At 45.1% G+C, this 23,846-nt stretch carries 22 protein-coding genes and 4 tRNA genes; 16 read left to right on the top strand and 10 right to left on the bottom strand.

Annotated features, from left to right (window positions below; genetic code table 11):
* Positions 1 to 51: 51 nt before the first annotated feature.
* Both JC525_RS11355 and bioA read right to left on the bottom strand, forming a co-directional pair.
* Positions 52 to 279, bottom strand: a complete 228-nt coding sequence (locus JC525_RS11355; protein WP_233095135.1) for a DUF2937 family protein — start codon at positions 277 to 279, stop codon at positions 52 to 54.
* Between the two features lie 125 nt (positions 280 to 404).
* On the bottom strand, positions 405 to 1,670 hold the full coding sequence (gene bioA, locus JC525_RS11350) for an adenosylmethionine--8-amino-7-oxononanoate transaminase (protein WP_442859551.1): 1,266 nt from the start codon (positions 1,668 to 1,670) through the stop codon (positions 405 to 407).
* 98 nt (positions 1,671 to 1,768) lie between these two features.
* On the opposite strand from bioA, the gene bioB reads away from it, so the two are divergent.
* From bioB to bioD, 4 genes are read left to right on the top strand one after another with little or no spacing between them, the layout of a single operon-like run.
* Complete coding sequence (gene bioB, locus JC525_RS11345) at positions 1,769 to 2,893, top strand: biotin synthase BioB (RefSeq protein WP_198815950.1); 1,125 nt, start codon at positions 1,769 to 1,771, stop codon at positions 2,891 to 2,893.
* Positions 2,893 to 4,341 (top strand): aminotransferase class I/II-fold pyridoxal phosphate-dependent enzyme, encoded by a 1,449-nt coding sequence (locus JC525_RS11340; RefSeq protein ID WP_198815949.1) that lies wholly within the window; start codon positions 2,893 to 2,895, stop codon positions 4,339 to 4,341. The genes bioB and JC525_RS11340 overlap by 1 nt, the downstream gene beginning before the upstream one ends.
* A 2-nt stretch (positions 4,342 to 4,343) precedes the next feature.
* A complete protein-coding gene (locus JC525_RS11335; RefSeq protein WP_198815948.1) occupies positions 4,344 to 5,390 on the top strand; it encodes a methyltransferase domain-containing protein in 1,047 nt (348 codons plus the stop codon).
* Entirely contained in the window at positions 5,387 to 6,178 is a 792-nt protein-coding gene (gene bioD / locus JC525_RS11330; RefSeq protein ID WP_198815947.1) for a dethiobiotin synthase, read from the top strand. Before JC525_RS11335 ends, bioD begins: the two co-directional genes overlap by 4 nt.
* Here bioD and pepE read toward each other — a convergent pair.
* Positions 6,149 to 6,871, bottom strand: coding sequence for a dipeptidase PepE (gene pepE, locus JC525_RS11325; RefSeq protein ID WP_198815946.1), 723 nt, complete (start codon positions 6,869 to 6,871; stop codon positions 6,149 to 6,151). The two genes, bioD and pepE, sit on opposite strands and share 30 nt — an antisense overlap.
* A 93-nt stretch (positions 6,872 to 6,964) precedes the next feature.
* Here pepE and JC525_RS11320 point away from each other — a divergent pair, with 93 nt between their 5' ends.
* The 8 genes from JC525_RS11320 to JC525_RS11285 all read left to right on the top strand — a co-directional run bounded on the left by JC525_RS11320 (position 6,965) and on the right by JC525_RS11285 (position 14,758).
* Positions 6,965 to 7,453, top strand: a complete 489-nt coding sequence (locus JC525_RS11320) for a low molecular weight protein-tyrosine-phosphatase (RefSeq protein WP_198815945.1) — start codon at positions 6,965 to 6,967, stop codon at positions 7,451 to 7,453.
* 13 nt (positions 7,454 to 7,466) lie between these two features.
* Complete coding sequence (locus tag JC525_RS11315; RefSeq protein WP_233095134.1) at positions 7,467 to 8,438, top strand: iron chelate uptake ABC transporter family permease subunit; 972 nt, start codon at positions 7,467 to 7,469, stop codon at positions 8,436 to 8,438.
* A gap of 15 nt (positions 8,439 to 8,453) precedes the next feature.
* On the top strand, positions 8,454 to 9,389 hold the full coding sequence (locus JC525_RS11310) for an ABC transporter ATP-binding protein (protein WP_198815944.1): 936 nt from the start codon (positions 8,454 to 8,456) through the stop codon (positions 9,387 to 9,389).
* Between the two features lie 178 nt (positions 9,390 to 9,567).
* Positions 9,568 to 10,911, top strand: a complete 1,344-nt coding sequence (locus JC525_RS11305; RefSeq protein WP_105931942.1) for a class II 3-deoxy-7-phosphoheptulonate synthase — start codon at positions 9,568 to 9,570, stop codon at positions 10,909 to 10,911.
* A 131-nt stretch (positions 10,912 to 11,042) separates the two neighbouring features.
* Positions 11,043 to 12,041 (top strand): sensor histidine kinase, encoded by a 999-nt coding sequence (locus tag JC525_RS11300; protein ID WP_198815943.1) that lies wholly within the window; start codon positions 11,043 to 11,045, stop codon positions 12,039 to 12,041.
* Positions 12,042 to 12,045: 4 nt separating this feature from the next.
* A complete protein-coding gene (locus JC525_RS11295) occupies positions 12,046 to 12,741 on the top strand; it encodes a response regulator transcription factor (protein ID WP_198815942.1) in 696 nt (231 codons plus the stop codon).
* Positions 12,741 to 13,397 carry a potassium channel family protein gene (locus tag JC525_RS11290; RefSeq protein WP_198815941.1) on the top strand — a complete coding sequence of 219 codons (657 nt, stop codon included), beginning with the start codon at positions 12,741 to 12,743 and terminating at the stop codon, positions 13,395 to 13,397. The genes JC525_RS11295 and JC525_RS11290 overlap by 1 nt, the downstream gene beginning before the upstream one ends.
* Positions 13,394 to 14,758, top strand: coding sequence for a TrkH family potassium uptake protein (locus JC525_RS11285; RefSeq protein WP_198815940.1), 1,365 nt, complete (start codon positions 13,394 to 13,396; stop codon positions 14,756 to 14,758). The genes JC525_RS11290 and JC525_RS11285 overlap by 4 nt, the downstream gene beginning before the upstream one ends.
* Here the strand turns inward: JC525_RS11285 and JC525_RS11280 are convergent.
* The 3 genes from JC525_RS11280 to JC525_RS11270 all read right to left on the bottom strand — a co-directional run bounded on the left by JC525_RS11280 (position 14,755) and on the right by JC525_RS11270 (position 17,224).
* Positions 14,755 to 15,078, bottom strand: coding sequence for a hypothetical protein (locus JC525_RS11280; RefSeq protein WP_198815939.1), 324 nt, complete (start codon positions 15,076 to 15,078; stop codon positions 14,755 to 14,757). The two genes, JC525_RS11285 and JC525_RS11280, sit on opposite strands and share 4 nt — an antisense overlap.
* A 73-nt stretch (positions 15,079 to 15,151) precedes the next feature.
* Entirely contained in the window at positions 15,152 to 15,367 is a 216-nt protein-coding gene (locus JC525_RS11275) for a DUF3820 family protein (protein WP_198815938.1), read from the bottom strand.
* Positions 15,368 to 17,224 carry an ABCB family ABC transporter ATP-binding protein/permease gene (locus JC525_RS11270; protein WP_198815937.1) on the bottom strand — a complete coding sequence of 619 codons (1,857 nt, stop codon included), beginning with the start codon at positions 17,222 to 17,224 and terminating at the stop codon, positions 15,368 to 15,370. It abuts the gene before it with no gap.
* A 348-nt stretch (positions 17,225 to 17,572) separates the two neighbouring features.
* Here JC525_RS11270 and moaA point away from each other — a divergent pair, with 348 nt between their 5' ends.
* The gene (moaA, locus tag JC525_RS11265; RefSeq protein WP_198815936.1) at positions 17,573 to 18,541 is read left to right on the top strand and encodes a GTP 3',8-cyclase MoaA; all 969 of its coding nucleotides are present in this window, start codon (positions 17,573 to 17,575) and stop codon (positions 18,539 to 18,541) included.
* A gap of 125 nt (positions 18,542 to 18,666) precedes the next feature.
* Complete coding sequence (locus tag JC525_RS11260) at positions 18,667 to 19,194, top strand: GNAT family N-acetyltransferase (RefSeq protein WP_198815935.1); 528 nt, start codon at positions 18,667 to 18,669, stop codon at positions 19,192 to 19,194.
* 45 nt (positions 19,195 to 19,239) lie between these two features.
* On the opposite strand, the gene JC525_RS11255 is transcribed toward JC525_RS11260, so the two are convergent.
* The 4 genes from JC525_RS11255 to JC525_RS11240 all read right to left on the bottom strand — a co-directional run bounded on the left by JC525_RS11255 (position 19,240) and on the right by JC525_RS11240 (position 21,560).
* Positions 19,240 to 20,862 carry a response regulator gene (locus JC525_RS11255; RefSeq protein WP_198815934.1) on the bottom strand — a complete coding sequence of 541 codons (1,623 nt, stop codon included), beginning with the start codon at positions 20,860 to 20,862 and terminating at the stop codon, positions 19,240 to 19,242.
* 396 nt (positions 20,863 to 21,258) lie between these two features.
* Positions 21,259 to 21,334, bottom strand: a tRNA-Val gene (locus JC525_RS11250).
* A 37-nt stretch (positions 21,335 to 21,371) separates the two neighbouring features.
* A tRNA-Val gene (locus JC525_RS11245) sits at positions 21,372 to 21,447 on the bottom strand.
* 37 nt (positions 21,448 to 21,484) lie between these two features.
* Positions 21,485 to 21,560: transfer RNA gene (locus tag JC525_RS11240), tRNA-Val, on the bottom strand.
* A gap of 574 nt (positions 21,561 to 22,134) precedes the next feature.
* Between JC525_RS11240 and gltX the strand changes: the two genes are divergently transcribed.
* On the top strand, positions 22,135 to 23,544 hold the full coding sequence (gene gltX, locus JC525_RS11235; RefSeq protein ID WP_198815933.1) for a glutamate--tRNA ligase: 1,410 nt from the start codon (positions 22,135 to 22,137) through the stop codon (positions 23,542 to 23,544).
* 85 nt (positions 23,545 to 23,629) lie between these two features.
* Positions 23,630 to 23,705: transfer RNA gene (locus tag JC525_RS11230), tRNA-Ala, on the top strand.
* The last annotated feature ends 141 nt before the right edge of the window (positions 23,706 to 23,846 follow it).

The following is a 23,846-nucleotide window of genomic DNA, read 5'->3' as shown; positions in this document are numbered from 1 at the left end:
CCAGTTGAGATAATTATCCCTTAACTGGCTGTGTGAATCTATTGGAGCACGTCATTCTCTGACTACAGGTTCGCTGTTTTTTTGTAGGCTGTCCAGCATCGCCTCTACTGATGAAAACCCATGTTGCTTGGCAAGTTCAGAAGAGCTGGAGACTTCATCTCGCAGCGCATCATAGTAGCCGTTTAAATATTGCCGGTAGTGCTCGGCTAAAATAGGCACCTGCAGCGTAATAATGAATAAAACTGCAAATACTACTTTATCGAGAACACGCACTACCATTGAATACTCACTATAGTTTTTAATTCTAACCCGCTCAATAAACATCAAAGGCGAGTACCATTACTGCCACCGATATTGCCGCTCTCCATCACCACTCTCGTTATAGAGCCTAAAATCCTGATTTGCTATTTTAAGGCTGTATAGATGGCGTGGGTTAACTTACTTAGCTGGTCTGGAGATATAATATAAGGAGGCATAATGTATACCAATCTCCCAAAGGGTCGTATCCACACCCCTTGTTTCACAAAGTGGCGTTGAATTTCGGCAACATTGACGGAATTTACCGTCTCAACTACTCCTATAGCACCTAGCACTCTAACATCAGCAACGCGGGGTAAGTCTGCACATTTTGCCAACTCGGTTTGTAATTGTTTCTCAATAGCAGGTATTTGATGCTGCCAATGATTTTCATTAATAAGCGACAAACTAGCGTTTGCCACGGCACAAGCTAACGGGTTACCCATGTAAGTTGGGCCGTGCATGAAAACCCCTGGCTCACCTTGGCAAACCCCTAAAGCCACATCTTCTGTACATAACGTTGCCGCCAGCGTCATATATCCGCCCGTAATCGCTTTGCCTAAACACATTATGTCGGGTGAAATGCCCGCATGCTCACACGCAAAGAGTTTACCTGTACGACCGAAGCCAGTAGCAATCTCATCGCAAATCAAAAGCACATCATAGGTGTCACAGAGCTTGCGGCAGCGCTTCAAGTACTCTGGGTGATAAATACGCATGCCTCCTGCACCTTGAACAATGGGTTCTAATATAAGGGCAGCCATGGTGTGGTGATGCTTCTCGAAAATCTCTTCGAGTGGAAGAATGTCGTCTTCACTGAAAGTTTGTCCAAAGCGCGTCTGGGGAGCAGGTGCAAATATTTGTTTGCTTAGTACGCCTTCAAATAAGCTATGCATACCATTTACCGGGTCGCAAACGCTCATGGCGGCAAAGGTATCACCGTGGTAGCCATTGCGAGGTGCAACAATACGTGATTTCTCTGGCCTTCCTTGACATGCCCAGTACTGAATCGCCATTTTAATCGCTACTTCAACAGACACTGAGCCAGAGTCTGCTAAAAATACCCGCTCTAAACCTGCAGGCACCATGCTGAGTAAAGATTTACATAAATCAACCGCCGGCTGATGAGTAATGCCACCAAACATAACGTGAGAAAAGGCTTCGATTTGCTTGTGTGCGGCATCGTTGAGTACGGGATGGTTGTAGCCGTGAATCGCTGCCCACCAGCTAGACATGCCGTCTACCAGAATTTCTGAACTGGCTAACGTTAGCTCCGCGCCCTTCGCGCCCACCACTTCATAACAGGGAAGGGGATTAACTGCGGAAGTATAGGGGTGCCAAATATGCTGTTTATCAAATTCTATATTGCTCACAAAGTAACCACTAGTAAAGTTTTTGAATTGGTCAGAGTTGACAACTCGATATTGAGCCATAGACTAAGCCAGCAATAATAATTAGTAAAGGACAGTCAATGACACTGGCATACGCACCGACCGTGCAAACAACCACTATTCGAAACGATTGGACCAAAGCTGAAGTAGAAGCTTTGTTTGCAATGCCATTTAACGATCTATTGTTTGATGCCCAGGTTGTGCACAGACAGCATTTTAATCCGAATGAAGTGCAGGTAAGCACACTTTTGTCGATTAAAACCGGGGCGTGCCCTGAAGACTGCAAATACTGCCCTCAAAGCGCCCGTTATGACACTGGCCTTGAAAAAGAGCGTTTGCTTGAAATTGAAAAGGTCATTCAGCGAGCAAAAGAAGCAAAGCAAGTGGGGTCAACGCGCTTTTGTATGGGCGCTGCTTGGCGAAACCCCCGCGACAGAGATATGCCTTATATTTTGAAAATGGTTGAAGAGGTCAAAAGTCTGGGGCTAGAAACCTGTATGACGCTGGGTATGTTAACCCGTGACCAAGCGGTTGCGCTAAAACAAGCGGGCCTGGATTACTACAATCACAACCTTGATACCTCTCCTGAATACTACGGCGACATCATTACTACGCGTACCTATCAAGATCGCTTGAATACCCTTGAGAACGTGCGTGCTGCAGGCATGAACGTTTGCTCTGGAGGCATTGTCGGTATGGGCGAAACCGTGAGTGATCGCGCTAGTATGCTGGTGCAACTCGCCAATCTTCCCGAACAGCCTCAAAGCGTGCCAATTAACATGCTGGTGAAAGTAAAAGGTACGCCACTTGATAGCGTAGAAGACCTGGATTATTTTGAGTTTATTCGCACTATTGCAGTAGCTCGTATCATGATGCCAAAGTCACACGTGCGTTTGTCGGCAGGCCGTGAAGCCATGAACGAACAGATGCAGGCACTTTGTTTTATGGCAGGGGCAAATTCCATTTTCTACGGCTGCAAGCTCTTAACTACTTCAAACCCAGATACTCATGAAGATGTCATGCTGTTCAAGAAGCTTGGTATTAACACTGAGCGCACGCGAGACTTCTCGGATGAAGCACACCAACAGGTGCTAGAAGAAGAAATTATTCAGCAACAAGAGCAAGCTAGCAACGGCAATGACTTGTTTATTGATGCGACCAAGCCTAAGGTAGCGGCAAGAAAACAGCATGCTACGGAGGCGTAATGGCCTTTAATTGGTTAGAAGATTCTTTGAGCTTGCGAGCCCATCAAGGCTTGCTGCGCCAGCGCCACTGCCAGCAATACGAAAAAGACAGTATTATTTGTATTAACGGTGAGCACTATCTTAATTTTTCAAGCAACGACTACCTAGGCATGCGCCAGCACGAAGGCGTATTGCAAAGTTGGGTTGAGGGACTGGCGCAATTTGGTGGTGGCAGCGGTGCATCGCCATTGGTTACTGGGCATACTCAGGCACACTTGGCGCTTGAAGCGTATATTGCTGATGGTTTAAATCGGGAAGCTGCGCTTTTGTTTAATTCTGGTTTTGCCGCCAATCAGGCCTTGTGCATGGCACTTTTTCCTCACATTTCTCATTCTAATGAAGGCGCGAGAGCGGGTTATATTATTGCTGATAAGCTAATGCATGCGTCGTTTTTAGAAGGGGCGCAGTGTGTTTCTGAAAGCGCTAGGCTTCGTCGCTTTAAGCATAACGACCGTGCCCATTTAGAAAGCGTGATAAACAGCGCCTGTGATAAGAGAGTAGACCGTATTGACACAGCCAATGCTGCTAATACTGGTTATCGGGCAAACCAGCGCGATATTCTTATTGCCAGTGAAGGTGTGTTTAGTATGGATGGTGATGTTGCGCCCAGCAAAACTATTGCAGAGCTTGCCGCTAAATATGACGCATGGTTTATGTTAGACGATGCACACGGCATGGGTGTGCTGGGTGACAACGGTTTTGGCACAGTCGAAGCGTTAAACTTAAGCCAGCAACAGGTGCCTATTGTTATGGGGACGTTTGGTAAAGCCGTGGGCACGGCTGGTGCGTTTATCGCGGGAAGCCAAACGCTGATTGATTATCTTGTGAACTTCTCAAAACACTATGTGTATTCCACCGCTATGCCGCCGGCACAAGCAGTCGCAACCTTGTACTCACTCACTCATATTGCTAGCGATAAAGGGCGTCGCGAAATCCTCAATAGCAATATCGCCTATTTCAGAGAATCGTTTCACAAACGTTTTGGACAGACACTTCAAAGTCACCAAGAAAGAAGTCAATCAACCGGCTGTACTGAAAAAAAGCGCCAAAATGGACAGACACTTGACGTGGATAAAAAACGTGGAGAAAAAAGCCAAATTACATTAGGTCAGTCGCAAAGTGCAATTCAGCCTATCATTTTGGGTAGCCCAGACCGCGCGTTGGCGCTTAGTGAAGGGTTGAAACAACGCGGTATTTGGGTAACGGCAATAAGGCAACCTACAGTACCGAAAAATCAAGACAGGCTTCGTGTAACCTTAACTGCAAATCATACCGCCCAAGACATTGATGTGCTGATTGATGCTTTAGAACTATCGTTGAATCGCTTGGAAGAAACTGGAAGTTCAATAGAAAGCTCTGAGAGCGCCGAAATTGGCGTACCAGATGGCACTAGCAAGAACGAGATTTAGAGATGTCATCAAGCTCCGCGCGGAAACCAGTTATACCGGCAAGACCGCTACGTACTTTCGACGGTAAAATGTCCCATGATACATCTAGTGGGTCTCTTGCCATTAAGAGGGATTTTCCAGCTGACGGCTTTTCCGGGGCTGAAGTGGCGGCCAACACAATAGGCTCTTTATATACTGAAGGCTCTCTGGTGGCAGAAGACTCTATCAAAGCCGAGGCCTACATGGCTGCTGATGAGGGAGCAGCAGCGAAGGGCTCCCTAGCAGCGCAATCCGTCGATACCGTTCCTGTGATTAACGAGAAAGATATCGCCCATCGCTTTTCTAAAGCCGCAAAGCAATACAACAGCATCGCATCCATTCAGCGTGTTATCGCCGAGCAGGCACTGATTAATTTACCTAATTGTTTGCAGGGCCAGGCCCTTGATATTGGCTGTGGAACGGGAGTCCACACGCAGGCGCTTTGTAGTAGAGGGGCAAGTGCAACCGGCGTGGACATTGCCGAGGGCATGCTAGCGTTTGCCCGAAAAAAGTACTCTGACCCCATTTTTATGCAGGGGAGTGCGCTTGACTTACCTTTTTCGGAGAACACATTTTCAACGGTGTTTTCGTCGATGGCGCTTCAGTGGGTTAGTGATGCAGGCCTTGCAGCCAAACAAATAGCGAGAGTGCTTAAAAAAGGCGGTGTAGCTGAGCTTGCTATTATGGTGGCTGGCTCATTTGATGAGCTTAAAACCGCGCGTAAAGTGGCGCAGCTTGCGCAAGCGGATACTGCAATGCCAACAGCAGCTCAGTGGGCTGACAGCTTCAAGCAATCGGGACTCTCGTTGCAACGGGTCATCACCAAAGACTATGTAGATACCCATAACGACATTATGTCTCTGCTGCGCTCAGTGAAAGGCGTGGGTGCAGGGGCAACAGGGCGAAAGCAACCCCCGCTTAATCGCCGAGATATCAAAAAACTAGCCATGGCTTACTGTAATGCGCGTGGTGTAGAAAGTAAGTTACCGCTTACTTATCGTGTGAGTCATTTTAGGTTGGAAAAACGATGAAGCAGTATTTTGTTACCGGAACCGACACAGAGGTAGGGAAAACCTATGTCACCTGCCAACTATTAAACGCCGCGCAACGCGCATCCCTCTGTGCCATTGGTTATAAACCTATCGCAGCCGGATGCGAGTTGATAAACGGCGAGTGGGTAAATGAGGATGCGTTGAATATTCAAAAAGCGAGCTCCAAAATACGCGTTCGCAAAGCCACCAATGATGTTGAAGGCTCAATGGCAGACAGTGAAAACATAGAAAGTGGACAGACACTTTCTCTGAACATAAAAAGTGGACAGACACTTCCTTTGTGTCAAATAAACCCAATTGCGCTCAAACCAGCGATTGCGCCACATATCGCAGCCCTTGAAGAGGACGTAACGTTAACCTTCGAAAAAATTGTGCAAGGGCTTGATTTGCTGAGAACCTATCAGCCAGACCTATTGCTAATGGAAGGCGCTGGCGGTTGGCGTTTACCACTAACAGTGGGCGATGAATATACGCCCACGTATTATCTTTCTGATGTGGTGAAATCGCTTAAAATGGACGTGATTTTAGTAGTGGGTATGCGCCTGGGCTGTTTGAATCACGCTCTCCTCACCGCAGAAGCTATTCGCGCTGATGGGCTTACTATTAGAGGGTGGGTAGCAAACGACGTTACAGGTAACATGACGCGATACCAAGAAAATCTTTATTCTCTTAAAGCCATGTTACCCGAACCGCTGCTGGCGGAAATTCCCTATCAATCTGAACCCAATGAAAAGGCGTTATTCGCCGCTATCGAGCAAATACGTTAAATCATCACCTGAATCAATTTGCGTTTTTTCTTCACCTAAAAAGATAAAACCATCTTTTTCGCCAACTAATTTAAGTTGATTCTCAGTTAGGCGAAGCGCCGTACCTTCGCGAATGGCAACCACGGGTGTCGTTGGGTTTAGCGCTGTGAATTCGGCTAATCGCTGGTCGCGTGTTTCGCCATTATGACCGGGTGGCTGGTAGTCGGTATAGTGCGGGTTCAATTGAAACGGCACTATATCTAACGCATCAAAGCTCGGTGGCTCAATAATAGGCATATCGTTGGTGGTCCTAATTGATTGCCCACAAATATTTGAGCCAGCGCTCCAGCCAATATACGGCGTACAATCGGCAATGGCGTGCTTTATTGGCACAATAAGCGCATTAGCATAAAGCGTCGAAAGCAGATGAAAGGTATTACCGCCACCTACCACAATGGCTTGCCCGTTCTTCTTCGCATGATTGATAGCAGTAACGGGATCATCGACGGTGTGCAATCCGACCACATTGCACTCAGGGAGGGCATTGGCCACAGCGCTTACATATTCGTCGTAAGACTGAGTTACAGCAGCATAAGGAACAAATAGAAGGTCGCGTACGTCGCCTAAGTGTGCAAAAATAAGCGCTCTAGCGTGTTCTAGGTAGGCCTCGTCACCTTGGCGAGAGCTACTAAGCATAAGTACATGTGCGGTCATACTAACTCCACAATTTTTCAGACGGCGTATCATACGTGAAACGAACTATAAAGTTTAGTCGCGCTCCGTCACTGCATTGAAATAGGACAATGAATGAAACAATCTACATCGGTGTTATTCGTGTGCTTGGGAAATATATGTCGTTCTCCCACAGCTGAAGCCGTTTTTAAAAAGAAAGCTGCTGAAGCGGGTTTGGATATTGATATTGATTCAGCCGGTACACATGGTTACCACATTGGAAAGCCCGCGGATAAGCGTTCTCAGGCTGCCGGTGTAGAGCGCGGTTATAGTTTTAAAGGACTAAAGTGTCGTCGTGTTGATGAAAATGATTTTGAGCGCTTCGACTATATTTTAGCGATGGATAACAGCAACCTCGCCAACCTTCACGGTATGTCCCCAGGCCAGCATCATAATAAAATTAAGCTATTTTTAGACTTTGCTGACGTTGAAGATAAAGAAGTCCCAGACCCATATTATGGAGGGAAACGTGGTTTTGAACTCGTATTGGATCTCATTGAAGAAGCGTCAGACGGCTTAATCGCTCATATTAAACAAACCCAAACCCAAACCCAAATATCGTAAGGCGGAAATTACGTTGATAAGGCGCAACGTCGTCAATGTTGTAATCATTTCTGTAGGTCTCGCGCTGTTCCTAGGTGTTGCGGGAATTCTAGGGGCGACGTGGTGTACTGATGCGCCTTCAGGTTTAAAGCAGCATATTACCGTTGAATTACAACTGCCTCTGATGCTAACAGCGTGCTTGGTTGGCGCTGCGCTTTCCGTAAGCGGCGCAACATTGCAAATGGTGCTGCGAAATCCGCTAGCAGACCCAGGAATTATAGGTATAACAAGCGGGGCCAGTTTGGTGGCTGCGCTCTTTTTGCTTTTAACGCCACAATGGGCATCAGCATACCTTCATTATTTGCTGCCCTTGGGGTGCTTTGTTGGTGCGCTGCTATCCACTTTTATTATTTACCGCATAGCTAGAAAGTTGCTGGGCTCTTCTACTGCCGTCATTCTAGCCGGCATTGCAATTTCTACACTGAGCGGCGCCGTCATCGCTTGGCTCTACATGTTTAGCGACGCCAATGCCCTTCGCAATCTTACCTTCTGGTTAATGGGGAGTTTGTATCAAACTAACTGGTTAATTTTGTCGGTGGGAGGCCCTTTAATTGCTATTGCTGTTGCGTATCAGCTCTATCTCGCGGGTGATTTAAACAAGCTGTACGCGGGTGAGCTTGCAGCAAAAAGTAGTGGTGTGGATGTGGAAAAGCTTACCGAGCGAGCGCTCATCGTTTGTGCTATCGCTGTAGGTACTGCGGTGTCTATGGCTGGTTCTATCGCGTTTGTAGGTTTGTTAGTTCCACACATTTTACGCTTGATTATAGGGCACAATAACCGCTATTTGTTGCCGCTAAGTGCGATAAGCGGTGCGAGTTTGTTAATTCTGGTCGCGTTAAGTTCTGAACTTACCCGTGCTATCACGCTTCCAGTTTCCATGGTTACGGCAACGCTAGGTGGCCCGTTACTTATTTGGGCATTAGCTAAAGGTCAAATAAAAGGGTAGTGGTGGGTTAATCAAATGACGACAAAGAGTTTTAGTACCCAGCAACGCCCTGATTCTTGCAGCAATGAACGAATAAATGCTAGTGAGCAAGACACCATCAGTACTAACCCGACGCAAAACGTTAGCGGCAAAGATAACGTAGCAGATAGCCAGAGCGCAGCAGATAGCCACAACCAAGCGGATGATCATATTGTTTTAAGCCTACAGGATGTAAACGTCGCATCACGGCTTTGGGTTGAGGGGATTAGTGCGAAAAAAGGCGAATGCATTCATATAATAGGACCAAACGGGGCTGGAAAATCAACGCTGTTGCTTACCCTTGCGGGCCTTATTGAAGCTGATAAAGGCATCGTCATGTTGCAAGGTAAACCAATGAACGATTGGTCGCTGGCAACGCTTGCGAGTGTGCGTACCCTGTTAGCTCAGCAAAGCGAAAGTGGGTTTCACTTGTCGGTAAAGGAATACTTAAGCTTTTATTCGTCCGCCCAGCGAAGGGTGCTTATACCTGCTGTTTTAGAAAAAGCGCTAGAAGTCTCTGACTTCTCAAATAAAATTCTCACTCAGCTGTCTGGCGGCGAACGTCAGCGAGTAGAAATCTGTCGAGCGCTACTGCAAATTTGGCCTCAGCTAGAACACGGCGAAGGTATCGCGCTTTTAGACGAGCCATTACAAGGGCTTGATATAAGGCATCAATATGCCTTAGCGAGTTTAGTGAAGTTCCTTTGTAAAAACGGGAATACCATACTTATGACGTCTCACGATATTGCCCTGAGCGCTAACTATTGCGACAGTTTATGGCTCATGCAAAAAGGCGGCATGGTGGCGTCGGGCAGACCGCACGAGGTAGCAACGCAAACCAACCTTGAAAATGTGTTTGAATGCCATTTTGCTATAAGCAAGCACGATAACTTTCTAGAAATTCAAGTTTGCGCACCTATTTCCCTAGAATAAATGTGGTAAAGTGCCCCAGTATTTTTTCAGATTCATATTTTCACATTAGACTGATTAGAAAAAAGCGCTACAGACAAATTGTGAAGCGCGTTACAGTCTTATTATTCGGAGCGTCTAGCTTCAGTAAATATTTTCACTTAAACGTTTGCCCTACGTAATTTTTATCAGGAGAACACCGTTGAGTAATTGGCAAGTAGACAGTTGGAGAAATAAACCTATTCTTCAGCAACCAGAGTACGACGACAAAGTACGTTTAAAAGAAGTAGAGCAAACACTGAGTTCTTATCCTCCGCTGGTATTCGCTGCTGAAGCCCGCGAACTTAGACGTCAGTTAGGTGAAGTCAGCCTGGGGAAAGGCTTTCTTTTACAAGGTGGTGACTGCGCGGAATCGTTTGATGAGTTTAACGCACCTAAAATTCGCGATACGTTCAAAGTTATTCTTCAAATGGCAATTGTGCTTACTTTTGCTGGTCGTTGCCCGGTAACCAAGGTTGCCCGTATGGCAGGTCAATATGCTAAGCCTCGTTCGTCGGATTTCGAAACCCGCGATGGGGTGACCTTGCCGAGCTATCGCGGCGATATTATCAATAACTTCGAATTTACCGAAGCGGCGCGCCGACCAGATCCTGATCGTTTGTTGGAAGCGTACCATCGCAGTGCGTCAACACTGAATTTACTTCGCGCATTCGCGCAAGGTGGTTTGGCCGACCTTCATGAAGTTAACCGCTGGAACATGGCGTTCGTTGAAAACAACCCGCTTAAAGAGCGTTATTCTGATATGGCCAACCGTATTCAAGACACCCTTGAGTTTATGGATGTTATTGGCATTAACGCCCAAACTAGTTCTACGCTGCACGAGACCTCGTTGTTTACGTCGCACGAAGCCCTACTGTTGAACTACGAGCAGGCGTTAACGCGTATAGACACGCTTACCGGCAAGCCTTACGATTGTTCTGCTCACATGGTGTGGATTGGCGAGCGTACCCGTCAACTTGACCATGCTCACGTTGAGTTTTTTCGAGGCATTCACAACCCAATTGGTGTGAAAGTGGGGCCAAGTATGCAGGAAGACGAGCTTATTCGTTTAATTGATGCGCTTAACCCGCTAAACGATCCGGGTCGTTTAACGCTTATTACGCGTATGGGCGCCGATAATTTAGCTGACAACTTGCCGCGCTTATTGCGTAAAGTGAAAGCTGAGGGCAGACACGTAGTGTGGAGCTCTGACCCCATGCATGGCAACACGTTCTCGGCCTCTAGCGGCTATAAAACCCGTAACTTCGATGCGATTTTAAAAGAAATTAAGCAGTTCTTCCAAGCCCACGAAGCAGAAGGAACTCACGCTGGTGGTATTCACCTTGAAATGACCGGCCAGCACGTGACTGAGTGTACTGGCGGTGCTTATAAAATTAGCGATGAAGACTTAGCGCAAGCCTACAAAACACAGTGCGATCCGCGCTTAAATGCAGACCAAGTGCTTGAAATGGCATTCTTGGTGGCTGATCATTTGCGTAATGCTTAAAGTGACCAACATCGCATTGGCAAGTTGAAGAAACGGCATCATTGAGATGCCGTTTTTTTTACCTAAATTTTACGCGTATATTTGGGATTAGGTTGATATGCTCATGGTGTTGAAGTAAACACGATTGACCTATGACCCCATTTAAACACGGTTTCTATACGCTTTTTATTATGGCTACGGCCATTTTAGGATGTTTAGCACTTAGTAATTGGTTCTTGCCGCTTGGCGGCATTCTACTTATTCTACAGCTTGCGTGTGCCATTGTGGCGTTAACGACCTCTAGGTTTTACGGCTTGCTTGCAGGGCTCGCCGGTGCTCTGAGCTTTAATTATTTTTTCACCGCGCCTCTATACTCGTTTCAAATAGCAGAAGTTGAAGACAGCATTAACTTCGTCGTATTTTTCATTGTAGCCATTCTTATCAGCGAGCTAGCTGTTTATGTAAACTCTCAGCAACATGCACTACAGGTTGTTAAAACACAATCTAGTGTCCTGCGATCTGTGTCACACGATTTGCGTACGCCGCTCTCTACCATTATCGGTTCTGTTGAAACCTATATGACCTATCAAGACAAACTTGATGACGTTGAGAGACAGGCACTGTTGAAAGGGGTTCACGATGAAGGTAAACGTCTTTATGTGTATGTTGAGAACCTGCTTCAAGCTACGCGAATTGAGCATAACGCGTTAACGTTAAATCTAACCCATGTAAATCTAGACACATTTTTAGCTGCCCTTGAAAGTCGAATTGATAGTCGTCGGCTAAAATTGACCAACAACTGTAACAGCCTTGCAATTACTGTGTCTGAATCGCTGTTTCAACAAGCCTTATTTAACGTAATTGATAATGCCCTTAAATTCAGCGATGACAGTGTATTGCTGGTGGTTAGCCACTCTGATGGAGAGTTTGAGTTTGAAATAGCTGATAAAGGCGAAGGCATCAGCGATGAACAGCTACAAGCGCCAATACAGCTTTTTCAAACCAGTCGCCGCAGCGATAGCGGAAAAGGCGGCATTGGCTTAGGGCTAAGCGTAGCAGCAGGCATAGTTCACGCCCATGGTGGTGCTATCAAGCTGTCGAATACCACACCAGGCCTTCTCGTCAGTATTTCAATTCCAAAAAGGAATTAGCGTAATGAGCCACACCATTTTAATTGTTGAAGATGATGCAAATATTCGTCAGATGCTGAGCATTGCGTTAGGTGCAGAAGGTTACCAGTGTATTGATGCCACTTCGGTTCGAGAAGCTTTGTCAACGTTTAGTCAGTATCACCCTGACCTCGTCATTTTAGATTTAGGTTTGCCTGATGGCGAGGGCAGTGAAGTGCTTAAACGCATCAGAGAAACCAGTCGCCTACCAATTCTTGTTCTGTCTGCAAGAGACCAAGAAATAGACAAAGTTGACCTGTTGTCTCGGGGGGCAAATGATTACGTTAGCAAGCCATTTGGGATCAGAGAACTTGTAATCCGTGTAAAAGTCCTACTGAGAGACTTCAATCCTGTGGTTGAGCCTACAATGCCCACACGCAAGATTGGCAAGATTGAGTTGGATATTACCGAGCGGCGTCTTCGCATTGAAGGCGAGAGTATAGTGCTCGCCCCAAAAGAAGTTCAGCTTCTTGATGAGCTTACAAAACATCCTGGGGCATTTATTAGCCAAAAAGAATTGTTGAGAAGAATATGGGGTCTGCATCACAGTGAAGATACCCACTACATCCGGATTCTTGTAAGGCAGCTAAGAAAGAAGATAGATCCGTTCGAGAAAGATTTAATAGAGACAATGCCTAAACAAGGCTACCGAATAGCGGTTGACAAACCGGAGGCTAATTAATGTCGCATTATAGTGTAATTGGGCTTGGCAAGTTTGGCTTAACGGCCAGTCTAGAGTTAATTCATATGGGGCACACCGTTACGGGAATTGACCAAAGTGAAAAGCTGGTTGAACAGTATGCAGGCGAATTTACGCAGTGCGTCGTGTGTGATGCCAGTGATGAGCGTGCACTTAAGGAATTAAACTTGTGTCAGAGCGAAGCCGTGCTTGTTGCTATCGGCGAGGACATGCAAGCTAGCTTACTGTGTACATTGGCGTTAAAAAACTTGGGCGTAGCCAATATTTGGGTAAAAGCTAATAGCTCTGCTCACCACGCTATTCTATCGAAGCTGGGTGTGTCGAAAATTATTCATCCTGAAGAAGAAATGGGAGCGAGAGTGGCGCAAGCGCTCAACTACCCAATGGTAAATGACTACTTGGGCATTGGGCATGGCATTTATATCGTTGATGTTATTTTATCTGACCACTTTTCATCGCAGCCACTTAAAGATGTGTTGTCCATCGGCAAGGGGCAGGTATCTTGTTTGTTAGTCAAGCGAGGTCATCAACTGTTTCGCAACCCATCATTAGACTTCGAGATTACTTCAAAGGATACCGTTATCCTCTGCGGCCATCGAGAGAGCCTAGTCAAAATAGCGCCAAGGTTAGCACAATGAACAGATGGGATCCTGGCTATAGACCTATTGAGCGTTCGCCTAGAGGTATCAACAAAATTCAGGTAGGGCCACCCCTTATTCTTTCTCTAAGCTTTATAGCGGTAATTTTTTTAGGCACGGTTATCCTAAAATTACCAATGATGACTCATGAGCCCATTTCGTGGATCCAAAGCCTATTTACCTCCACATCGGCGGTGACGGTTACGGGTCTTGTGGTAGTCGATACCGGATCTGTTTTTACAACTGCCGGACAGGCGGTGATTGCGGTTTTAATTCAGCTGGGGGGCTTAGGGTTGATGACGTTTGCCATCGTCACGCTCATTGCCTTAGGAAGTAAAATAAGTTTCTTGCAGCAATCGGCAGTGAAGGAGGCGTTTAATCAAACAGATTTATCAACGCTTGTGTCTACAGCAAAGTCGGTACTGATTTTTGCCTTCTTCGTTGAGTTAGTGGGTTTTTGTATTCTGTCGGCCTACTGGATGCAGGAAAAAGGAGTAAGTGAAGCGTTATTTCACGCGTTTTTTTACACCATCTCTGCGTTCAACAACGCAGGGTTTGCATTAAGTGGGGATAGCCTTTCCGCCTATGTGGGAGACCCGGTTATCAACATTACTATTTCTGCATTATTTATTATTGGTGGTCTCGGGTTTTCCGTTTGGATAGAGCTTCATAAAAAGCGCAGATGGCAACGCATCTCTGTGTATGCCAAGACAATGATATTGGGTACGCTAATTGTCAATGTAACCGCCTTTTTGCTTATCTTTGTTATTGAAAGTGGTAATCCTGCAACCTTGGCAAACCTCGATACCCAAAGCGCACTATGGGCATCATGGTTTCAAGCTGTTACTCCAAGAACTGCTGGCTTTAATACGCTGGATATAGCGTCGTTAGAAGATCCAACTACAGCATTAATGTTGTTGCTTATGTTTATCGGCGGGGGCTCTATGAGTACTGCAAGCGGTATAAAACTGATGACTTTCATCGTTTTGATCATTGCCGCATACAACTATATTCAGCGGGGAGCTGCGCCACGACTCTTTGGTAGAACGATTTCAAATGACACTATTAGCAAAGCGCTGGCACTTACAATGATTTCTATTGGCATTACATGGATAGCTATATTTCTTCTGTTAATGTCAGAAAAAGCTGATTTTTTGGATATTGTTTTTGAAGCGGTTTCCGCTCTAGGGACTGTGGGTCTTTCCAGAGGACTAACTGGCGAGCTGTCAAACAGCGGTGAGTGGATTATTATCTTACTGATGTATGCAGGTAGATTGGGGCCTTTAACATTGGCTTATTTTATTGCCAGCCCTCGAATAAGCCGCATTAAATACCCAGAAGCTAAGCTAGCCATTGGTTAATCTGTAAAAATGGCCGCTCGTTCTTCTTCACTCAAAATTCCGGTAAAGATGGTTTCTCTTCTTAAGTTGGCTGTACGCTCATCGTCAGCCAATAAAAGCGCTTTAAATACGGCGGGTTCATCGCGAGCTTCAATAATGCCTTTCCACATTAAGTAACTGCCGTAACGCATCATTTTGTTTTGATAACGCGCTTCTAGGGTTTGTTCGGCTTGCGCAAAAAGCGCAGGGTGAGATATTAGTTTGTCGGCTATTGCACTGTGAATTTTTTTGATGCGTTCGTTTACATCACTTCGACGTTGTTTTCTGGGTCTTGCTAACATAAATAGTCTTTTCGCTTCAATTTACGCGTTTCACAATCATGAGGGCGATGTTTCTTTGTTTTCCAGCTGACATTTAGTCATCTTCTAGCAGAGGCTCTACAACTGATTCCAATCCGTTCAACTTTATTTCATACATTAAGGCAAGCTGTTCACCCAGCTTGTTTTCGGGAAAACCTTGTTTGTGAAACCATACCAAATAAGGCTCGGGTAAATGAAATAAACGTCTTCCGGCATATTTTCCAAAAGGCATAACCTGATTGATAGCCGATTTGATAAGTGTTGGGTCCATCTATCCCTTATCTCCGTCAATGACGTTGTTGAGGTGAGTTTCGACATGCTTTTCAGCGATTTCCTGAATATCTTCTTCACTGTCGCGCTGCTGAGCTTGCCATAATGTGGCGTACTCTCCTTGGTGTTCAAGTAAAGAAGTGTGTGTCCCTTCCTCTACAATCGTCCCGTTTTTTAGTACCAATATTTTATCTGCATCCACAATGGTAGAGAGTCGGTGGGCTATCACTAAACTCGTGTGGCCTTTTGCCGCGTCGCGTAGGGCTGACAATATAGCACGCTCAGACGTGCTGTCTAATGAACTGGTGGCTTCATCAAATATCATGATAGGAGCACCTTTTAACAACGCGCGGGCTATAGAAACCCGTTGTTTTTCACCGCCAGAAAGTTTGAGGCCGCGTTCGCCCACAGTGGTTTCTAGTTTATCAGGAAGGCTTGCGACAAACGCCTCTAGGTGAGCCAACTTCAATACTTGTTGTATTTCTTCATCAGACGCATCGGGGTTACCATAGCGAATATTTTCAAGCAAAGTGGTGTTAAAAAGCACTGTGTCCTGCGGCACAATACCAATATGAGCACGCAAGCTTTGTTGAGTGAGCAATGAAATGTCTTTCCCGTCGATGGTAATTTCCCCTTTATTTGGCTCATAAAAGCGGAAGAGTAGTTTCATAAGCGTCGATTTACCTGCACCGCTTTCACCGACAACGGCAACCTTAGCACCTGGCGGTACATCAAAACTCAGGCCCTTTAATATTTGACGATTTTCGCTATAGGAGAAATGCACGTTATTAAATGCGATGGCTGGATTCGCGCAGGTTAATTCCGTAGCGTTATCCGCATCCTTAATGGAGGGTGTTTGGGAAAGAAGTTCAAACAATTTATCTATGTTGGCAAGGCTCCCTCGAATTTCTCTATAGACAAAACCTAAGAAGTTCAGAGGCATGAATATTTGCATGGTAAATGCGTTGATAAGTACGAAGTCACCGATGGTCATTTCGCCATTCATTACGCCGAGGGCGGCGTTTCCCATCATTGCGGTCATGGCAATAGCAATAATGGCTGCCTGTCCGCCATTTAGCGCGAACAAAGATAAGCGATTTTTTCTTCGCGCCTTTTCCCATGCAGCTAAATCCGTGTCGTAGCGATTGGCTTCAAAAGATTCGTTATTAAAGTATTTTACGGTTTCAAAATTTAGCAGGCTGTCTACGGCGCGTGAGTTAGTGGTTGAGTCAGCTTCATTCATTTGAGTAACAAAACGAGTGCGCCAGTCCGTTGCTTTCATTGAAAAGCCAATATAAGCGATAACACTGCAAACAATGATAAGAGCAAATGAAACGCCAAATTGAAATAATAACAAGCCGACTACCAACGCGATTTCTAGTAGCGTTGGGACAATGTTAAACACCATAAAGCGCATGAGAAAGCTGACGCCATTTGTTCCGCGCTCAATGTCACGGGACAGGCCACCTGTTCGTCGATTCAAATGAAAACCTAAATCGAGATTATGCAAGTGCCTAAATACCTTCAAGCCAAGTCGGCGCATAGCACGTTCTGTAACACGGCCGAATAATGTATCCCGTATTTCGCCTAGTAAAACGTTTAATAATCTCAAGGTTCCGTACGCAGCAATAAGGCTAATAGGAACAGCAAGGGCCAACGTTGTTAAATCGCCATTTAAACTGTCTACCGTATACTTCAGCACATAGGGAAGGCCGATGCTGGCAATTTTAGCAGCAACCAAGCAAAGCAGCGCCAGAAAAACCCGTTGTTTAAACTCAAGTAAATAAGGCCAAAGTTGCGAAAGAACGTGCCATTTAACAGGTTCATCGTGATTAGTAGGAAAACGGTTTTTTCTCATTTGATAGTGTGCTTAATTGTTAAATTCAAAGTAGTTAACTGAGTGTTTGCAACATTAATAGCCAGATGGATAAGGTTTTAAAAGAGCCAAGGCACTAGTCTTTGTAAACCAATGAAGAGTAGCACGCTCTAGTATAGTGAATTTTGCTCTTTGATGTACGTTTTGAGATAAGCTAGAGATTAAAACGGTCTTATTTATAGCGATGAATGTGTTTAATTTTAGTTATGTGGCGCGTACACTAACAGCCTGTTTAATTTAGTAACCTTGCTAGATCGCCTTTTGATTGTCGATTTAAACGGCAATTTTCAAACATTTTCGCGGAGAACGCGCCCACGTTAAGGAGTTAGTTTGTTAGAAGATAGTTTCGGTAGACAGTTTCACTATTTACGTTTGTCAGTGACCGAAGCGTGCAACTTCCGTTGTCAGTATTGTTTGCCTGATGGATATGAAGGACCTTCTAGTGATCAATTCATGACGCTTAATGAGATAGACACCTTGCTTAAGGCTTTCGCCAGACTAGGCACATCTAAAGTGCGCTTAACTGGGGGAGAGCCAACATTACGACGAGATTTTCTCGATATTTTACGTCTAACCAGCAATACGCCTGGAATTGAGCGGGTGGCAATGACCACCCACGGCGCACGAATGGAAAAATTTGCGCATCAGTGGAAAGACGCTGGGCTTGACCAAGTCAACGTAAGCATAGATAGCCTCGACCCTCGCCAATTTGCAGCTATTACTGGTCAAGATAAGCTTAAAGCCGTGCTCCGTGGTCTGGATGCGGCGCTCGATGCTGGTCTTGATGTAAAGGTAAATTCCGTGTTGCTCAATGACTTTTCTGACAGTCGACTTCATCGTTTCTTAGCGTGGCTTAAAGATATGCCTGTTACGCTTCGCTTCATAGAACTTATGGAGACGGGAGATTTACATTCTTTCTTTAACAAGCAGCATCAAAGCGGCTCACCGCTTAAAAGTACCTTGTTAGAAATGGGGTGGCAGCCTCTGTTACGCAGGAAAGATGCAGGCCCCGCTCAAGAGTTCTACCATCCCGAATATGCCGGAAAAATTGGCCTGATCATGCCTTATAGCAAGGACTTCTGTAAAACATGCAATCGTCTTCGTATTTCCGCGCCAGGTAAGCTGCATCTTTGCTTATTCAGCGAAAACGGAATTGATATGAGACAGCTTCTGACTAAAGGCGATGTGGACGAGGTTATCGCCTTTCTGAAAAATGTGCTCGGACAAAAGCACGAGACACATTATCTTCACGAAGGAAAAACAGGGGCAACTAAGCACCTTGCAATGCTAGGCGGGTAAAGTCTGCGCCTCAATCACGCTTAAACATCTGTAATATATTGGATTTTATTTATTTGGTTTGTTGCAAAAGTAAGCTATATTCACTTTTCTAAGTATAAGTAAAATAATAAGTATAAAGGAAGTTTATGCATATCAAGGACAGTGCGCGTCTTTCCTATCATTACATCACCGAAAAAGATGCCGATTTTTTGTGGGAGCTCGATCAGGATGAGCTAGTCATGAAGTTTATTAACGGCGGCAGAAAGTCGACGAAAGATGAGATAATTAATATCTTCGTTCCCCGATTTCAAGCCTATTCCAACCCTGCCCTAGGGTGGGGGTTATGGCGGGTAGAGACGTTAGAAGAGCGGGAAAGTATAGGTTGGATACTTGTCCGCCCCTTTGGCTTTTTCACCCAATACCCAGAAAGCGATAATATGGAGTTAGGGTGGCGCTTTAAACGCCACGCGTGGGGAAAGGGATATGCAACGGAGGCGGCGAGCACCATAAAAGAAGCACTCTATGATATTGGTGTAGAACAATTCTCAGCAATCGCAAACCCGCAAAATTCAGCATCAATAAATATTATGAAAAAGTTGGGCATGACATTTAGTCACGAACAAGAATATAAAGACAAACTTTTCCACGAAACCGTTGTGGTTTATAAAAGCTAGCGCTTTTTTCCTCAGGTATTGTGGCGGGGTGCGCTATAAACGCGGCTATTCGCCATTTAAAATCGTTTTAACATTGTCATAGCGGGATTGTTGCTCCGCTGATAACTGGGCTGACTCTAGCGTTTCTCTGCATTTTCTAATTTCAGCCATAGTGTTAAGGGGCATGGCCGTCTTTGATGTCCTTGCGCGTACAATCGATTGGAGATAATTCAATGCAATTGACGGGTTCTTCGGCATCACTCGAAATGCCTGAGAAAAAGTCGTATACGACTGTGCTAAATTGCCCCGTTTGTATTGGGCTACCGCCGTGTTGTTGAGCGTTTTGGGGCTCAGCGTAATCGCCTCTTTTTCTGCCTTTTCCTGTTTTAGATAAGCGCGCATTAGGTTCGTGTCATCTGAAACGTCTTCCCCTCTAGATGAGATGGCATCTAATATGGCGAGTGATTCTTTTTTCATCCCCACTTCATGCAGCGCTTTCGCTCTGTCTAGCAAAGCTTCAGTAGAATGGTGTTGGTCGTAATCTACGTGAAAGTCTGAAAGCAGCGATTGAGCCTTAGCCGAGTCATCTTTTAAATAATGTAGCCTTGCGTCTATTACTGCCAGTTCGTCATTGAACGTTGCTCTAGGGTGCGCTTTTTTTAATTGACGCAAGTACTCATTGGTCTGCTTAACAATATTGTTTACATGTTCTGGCTCTGACGTCATCGCGAAATCAACGCCGGCGCGGGCAGCACTTAAATAAATCTCGGGCTTATCGTGAATCGAGCCACGTGCATAACGCACCACTTTTTTAGCGCTATTGAATTGGCTTTCGTAGTCATGGGTAATTCGCGCTAAGTTGATTGCTCGTTGATACCGCTCAATGTTGCGTGGCGACATGGCGCACGCTAATGAGGTGCATTCTAACGCATCATCGAAAGCTTCAAGTTTGATTTGAAGGGTAGCGAGGAGATCATAGGCTTCTAATGTAGAGTCTGGACGGGTAGCGAGTTGAATAATCTCTCTTTCTGCATCATCGAATTCATTCAGTGCAATAAGGCTTTTAGCTATCCCCATTTTAGCCCAGTTAAAATCTTGAACATTTATAATCGACTCAAAGAAGGCGATAGCTGTTTGGTATTGTTGAGTGAGAAGAAACAAATCTCCTTTTATTTTCATTGCAAGTGGAAAGTGGTCAGCATTTTCAGGCTGTAACAAGAAGAACTCTACCTCAGCTATAGCTTTTTCGTAATCTTTTTTATCCATAAACGCATAGACGTTTTTCAGTGCCTTTTTTCTGGATAACACCCGCGTAAGCCTTCTGTCTAGCTCATTTACTGAGAAAGGCTTTGCGATAAACTCATCCGGCTGCAGTTCAATAATAGCGTGTACAACTTCTGTTGAGGTATCAGCACTTGTGAAAATGAACGCGCTTGTAAGGGGGAGGGTATGTGCTGCATTCAACTGCTCTAACAAAAAATATCCACCCTGCTCAGAGCGTAAATTATATGAACAAATAATGGCGTCGTAATCATGTTCTTGTATTGCAGATAAAGCGTGAGAAGGTCTATCTACATAATCCATGTTCCTAAAACCCAATTGCTCAAGCGCATAGTGAATGTGGCTTTTGGCCAGCACCTGATCCTCCGCAATCAATAACTTGGCGTTTTTAGCTAGCTGTAGTTTCATAGGGTGGTAGCCTCGGAAGCAGGAGTTTAATTACCTTACCACGGTATCGGTTGTCCAAGTATAGCGCTTTATGAAAACTATCGCATAACTCGGGTTTTCGTAGTAACAACAAATTCGAAGGTTGTCGGAGTCGGAGGTGTATACCTGTTTCAACATGAGCTGTTAATGGATGCTGCGATAAACGTTGGTTACTGATACAGCAATGACGTTTACTGTATAAGAGTTGAAACCTAGACTTTTCCGAACGGGTCGCTAAAAACTAAAGGGATGTTAGCGAAGACGGCAGAGGGTTTTATCTGTGAAATTTTGTCATCTAACGGACAGCAAAATGCTTCAGGCAATACACCTGTCATTTATAAGGGACTATCAAAATAGTAGTTATTGAACGAGGAGAGATGGTGGACGCTACTGGGCTTGAACCAGTGACCCTCGCCTTGTAAGGGCGATGCTCTCCCAACTGAGCTAAGCGTCCGTATTTTTGGTTTCACTGTTTATCCACTGTGAGAAAGTGGTGGACGCTACTGGGCTTGAACCAGTGACCCTCGCCTTGTAAGGGCGATGCTCTCCCAACTGAGCTAAGCGTCCGTATTTTTAGTTTCACTGTTTATCCACCGTGAGGAAGTGGTGGACGCTACTGGGCTTGAACCAGTGACCCTCGCCTTGTAAGGGCGATGCTCTCCCAACTGAGCTAAGCGTCCATATTTTCCAAACCTTGCCTAAGCAAGTGGGGCGGTATTATAGAGTCGGTTCCGTTAGTGTCAACAATAAAATTAAAGAAAAATGACTGTGTGCCTGAAATTTAGTCACTATGGCTGCAGCTTCATTAAATTGATGAAAAGAACAACGTTTTGAAGAGTGTGAGCGTTTAAAAAGTATGTGATGAAAAAAGCAGAAGTGATATAGAAAAAATGGACAGACACTTATTTGTTTCAACATAGACAATTTATCTTAAAAGCAAAATGGACAGACACTTAAAAATAATGAATGTCTGTCCATTACGTTCCTTAAATCCGTTCCATTAGTGACCTCATCAACAATAGAACAAACGACCATACAGAAATGCTCCCTAGGAGGACAAATGTGTGTCCACAATTGTGGATGAGCATCGAAGCGAAAGGGGCCTGCAACGATAAGTGTCTGTCCAATTTTTATCTATTCCCAATTCTTTCTTAGACTTTCTTTTTTCTTCTGTTCTTAACTTACTTTTGAAGTAGCACGGACACTGGTAGAATGCGCTTAACTTTAGAAATACATTAACAATAGAGAGTGACCATGTCGGTTGTTACACGATTTGCACCCAGCCCAACAGGCTATCTTCACGTTGGTGGCGCACGTACTGCGCTTTATTCTTGGCTGCTTGCTAAAGGCAAGGGCGGTGAATTTGTTCTTCGTATCGAAGATACAGATATTGAACGTTCCACAGAAGAAGCTAAGCAGGCAATATTAGATGGCATGCAATGGTTAGGTCTAACTTGGGATACTGGCCCTATCTATCAAACAGAGCGTTTCGATAGATACAAAGAGCTAATTCAAAAACTACTAGATGAAGGTAAGGCATATAAATGCTTTATGAGTTCTGAAGAATTAGACGCCATTCGTGAAGCACAAAAAGAACGCGGTGAGAAACCTCGTTATCCAGGTACGTGGAGAGACAGAACTGATCATCCTGAAGGTCAGCCTTTTGTTATCCGCTTTAAAAACCCTCTAGAAGGCAAAGTGGTTATTAATGACCACGTGCGTGGAAAAATTGAAATTAGTAATACAGAACTCGATGACCTTATCATCCAGCGCTCTGACGGTACGCCTACTTATAATTTCTGCGTTGTTGTTGACGATTGGGATATGGGAATTACCCATGTAGTTCGTGGTGAAGACCATATCAATAATACGCCCCGTCAAATAAATATCCTTGAAGCGCTAGGTGCGCCTGTCCCTGAATATGCCCATGTCTCTATGATATTAGGTGACGACGGTAAAAAATTGTCAAAGCGTCACGGTGCGGTAAGCGTAATGCAATATCGCGATGACGGCTTTTTACCTCAAGCTGTGCTTAACTATTTGGTTAGGTTAGGGTGGTCTCACGGCGACCAAGAAATTTTCTCAGTTGATGAAATGATTGAGAAATTTAGCCTAGACGCCATCGGTCAATCTGCATCTGCATTTAATACAGAAAAGTTAATCTGGTTAAATCAACACTACATTAAGACATTGCCAGCGAGTGAAGTTGCTTCATATGCTAAATGGCATTTTGATGAGTTAAATGTTGATTTAACGGCAGGTCCTGCTCTTGAGTCTGTGATTGCTATTCAAGCCGACAGAGTAAAAACACTCAAAGAGCTGGCAGAGATTTCTACGTACTTTTATCAAGACTATGAAGATTTTGAAGCGAACGCGGCGAAAAAGCACCTTCGTCCAGTTGCTAGAGGTCCGTTAGAGCTTGCTAAAGATAAATTAATGGCAATAGAAGAGTGGAACCCAGAAAATATTCAGGCCGCCATCAATAGTACTGCGGAAGAATTAGAAGTGGGCATGGGCAAAGTAGGTATGCCGCTGCGTGTAGCTGTGACCGGGGGAGGCAATTCTCCGTCTTTAGATATCACGTTGAATCTTATCTCAAAACAGAAAATTGGCGAGAGAATCGACAAAGCGCTTACTTTTATAGCAAACAGAGAAAATTCATAAAAAAACCGTTGACATGACGGGGGGGGATGCCTAGAATGCGCCCCGCTGTCACGGAACAGTCACACAAAATGACTGGTACCATGATGGGGCCATAGCTCAGCTGGGAGAGCGCCTGCATGGCATGCAGGAGGTCGGCGGTTCGATCCCGCCTGGCTCCACCAAGTCACACTAAGCTGTGGTTTGATATAGGCTGAAGTTTTTTAAACTTCGGACTGAAAATTCGAATATTTAGTTTCGAAGAAAGAATTCAGTCCCCTTCGTCTAGAGGCCTAGGACACCGCCCTTTCACGGCGGTAACAGGG

This window comes from Alteromonas sp. IB21 (assembly GCF_016405965.1).
GTDB lineage: Bacteria > Pseudomonadota > Gammaproteobacteria > Enterobacterales > Alteromonadaceae > Alteromonas.
Note: the sequence above shows the minus strand (reverse complement) of the source record. Positions and strands in the feature narration are given on the sequence as shown.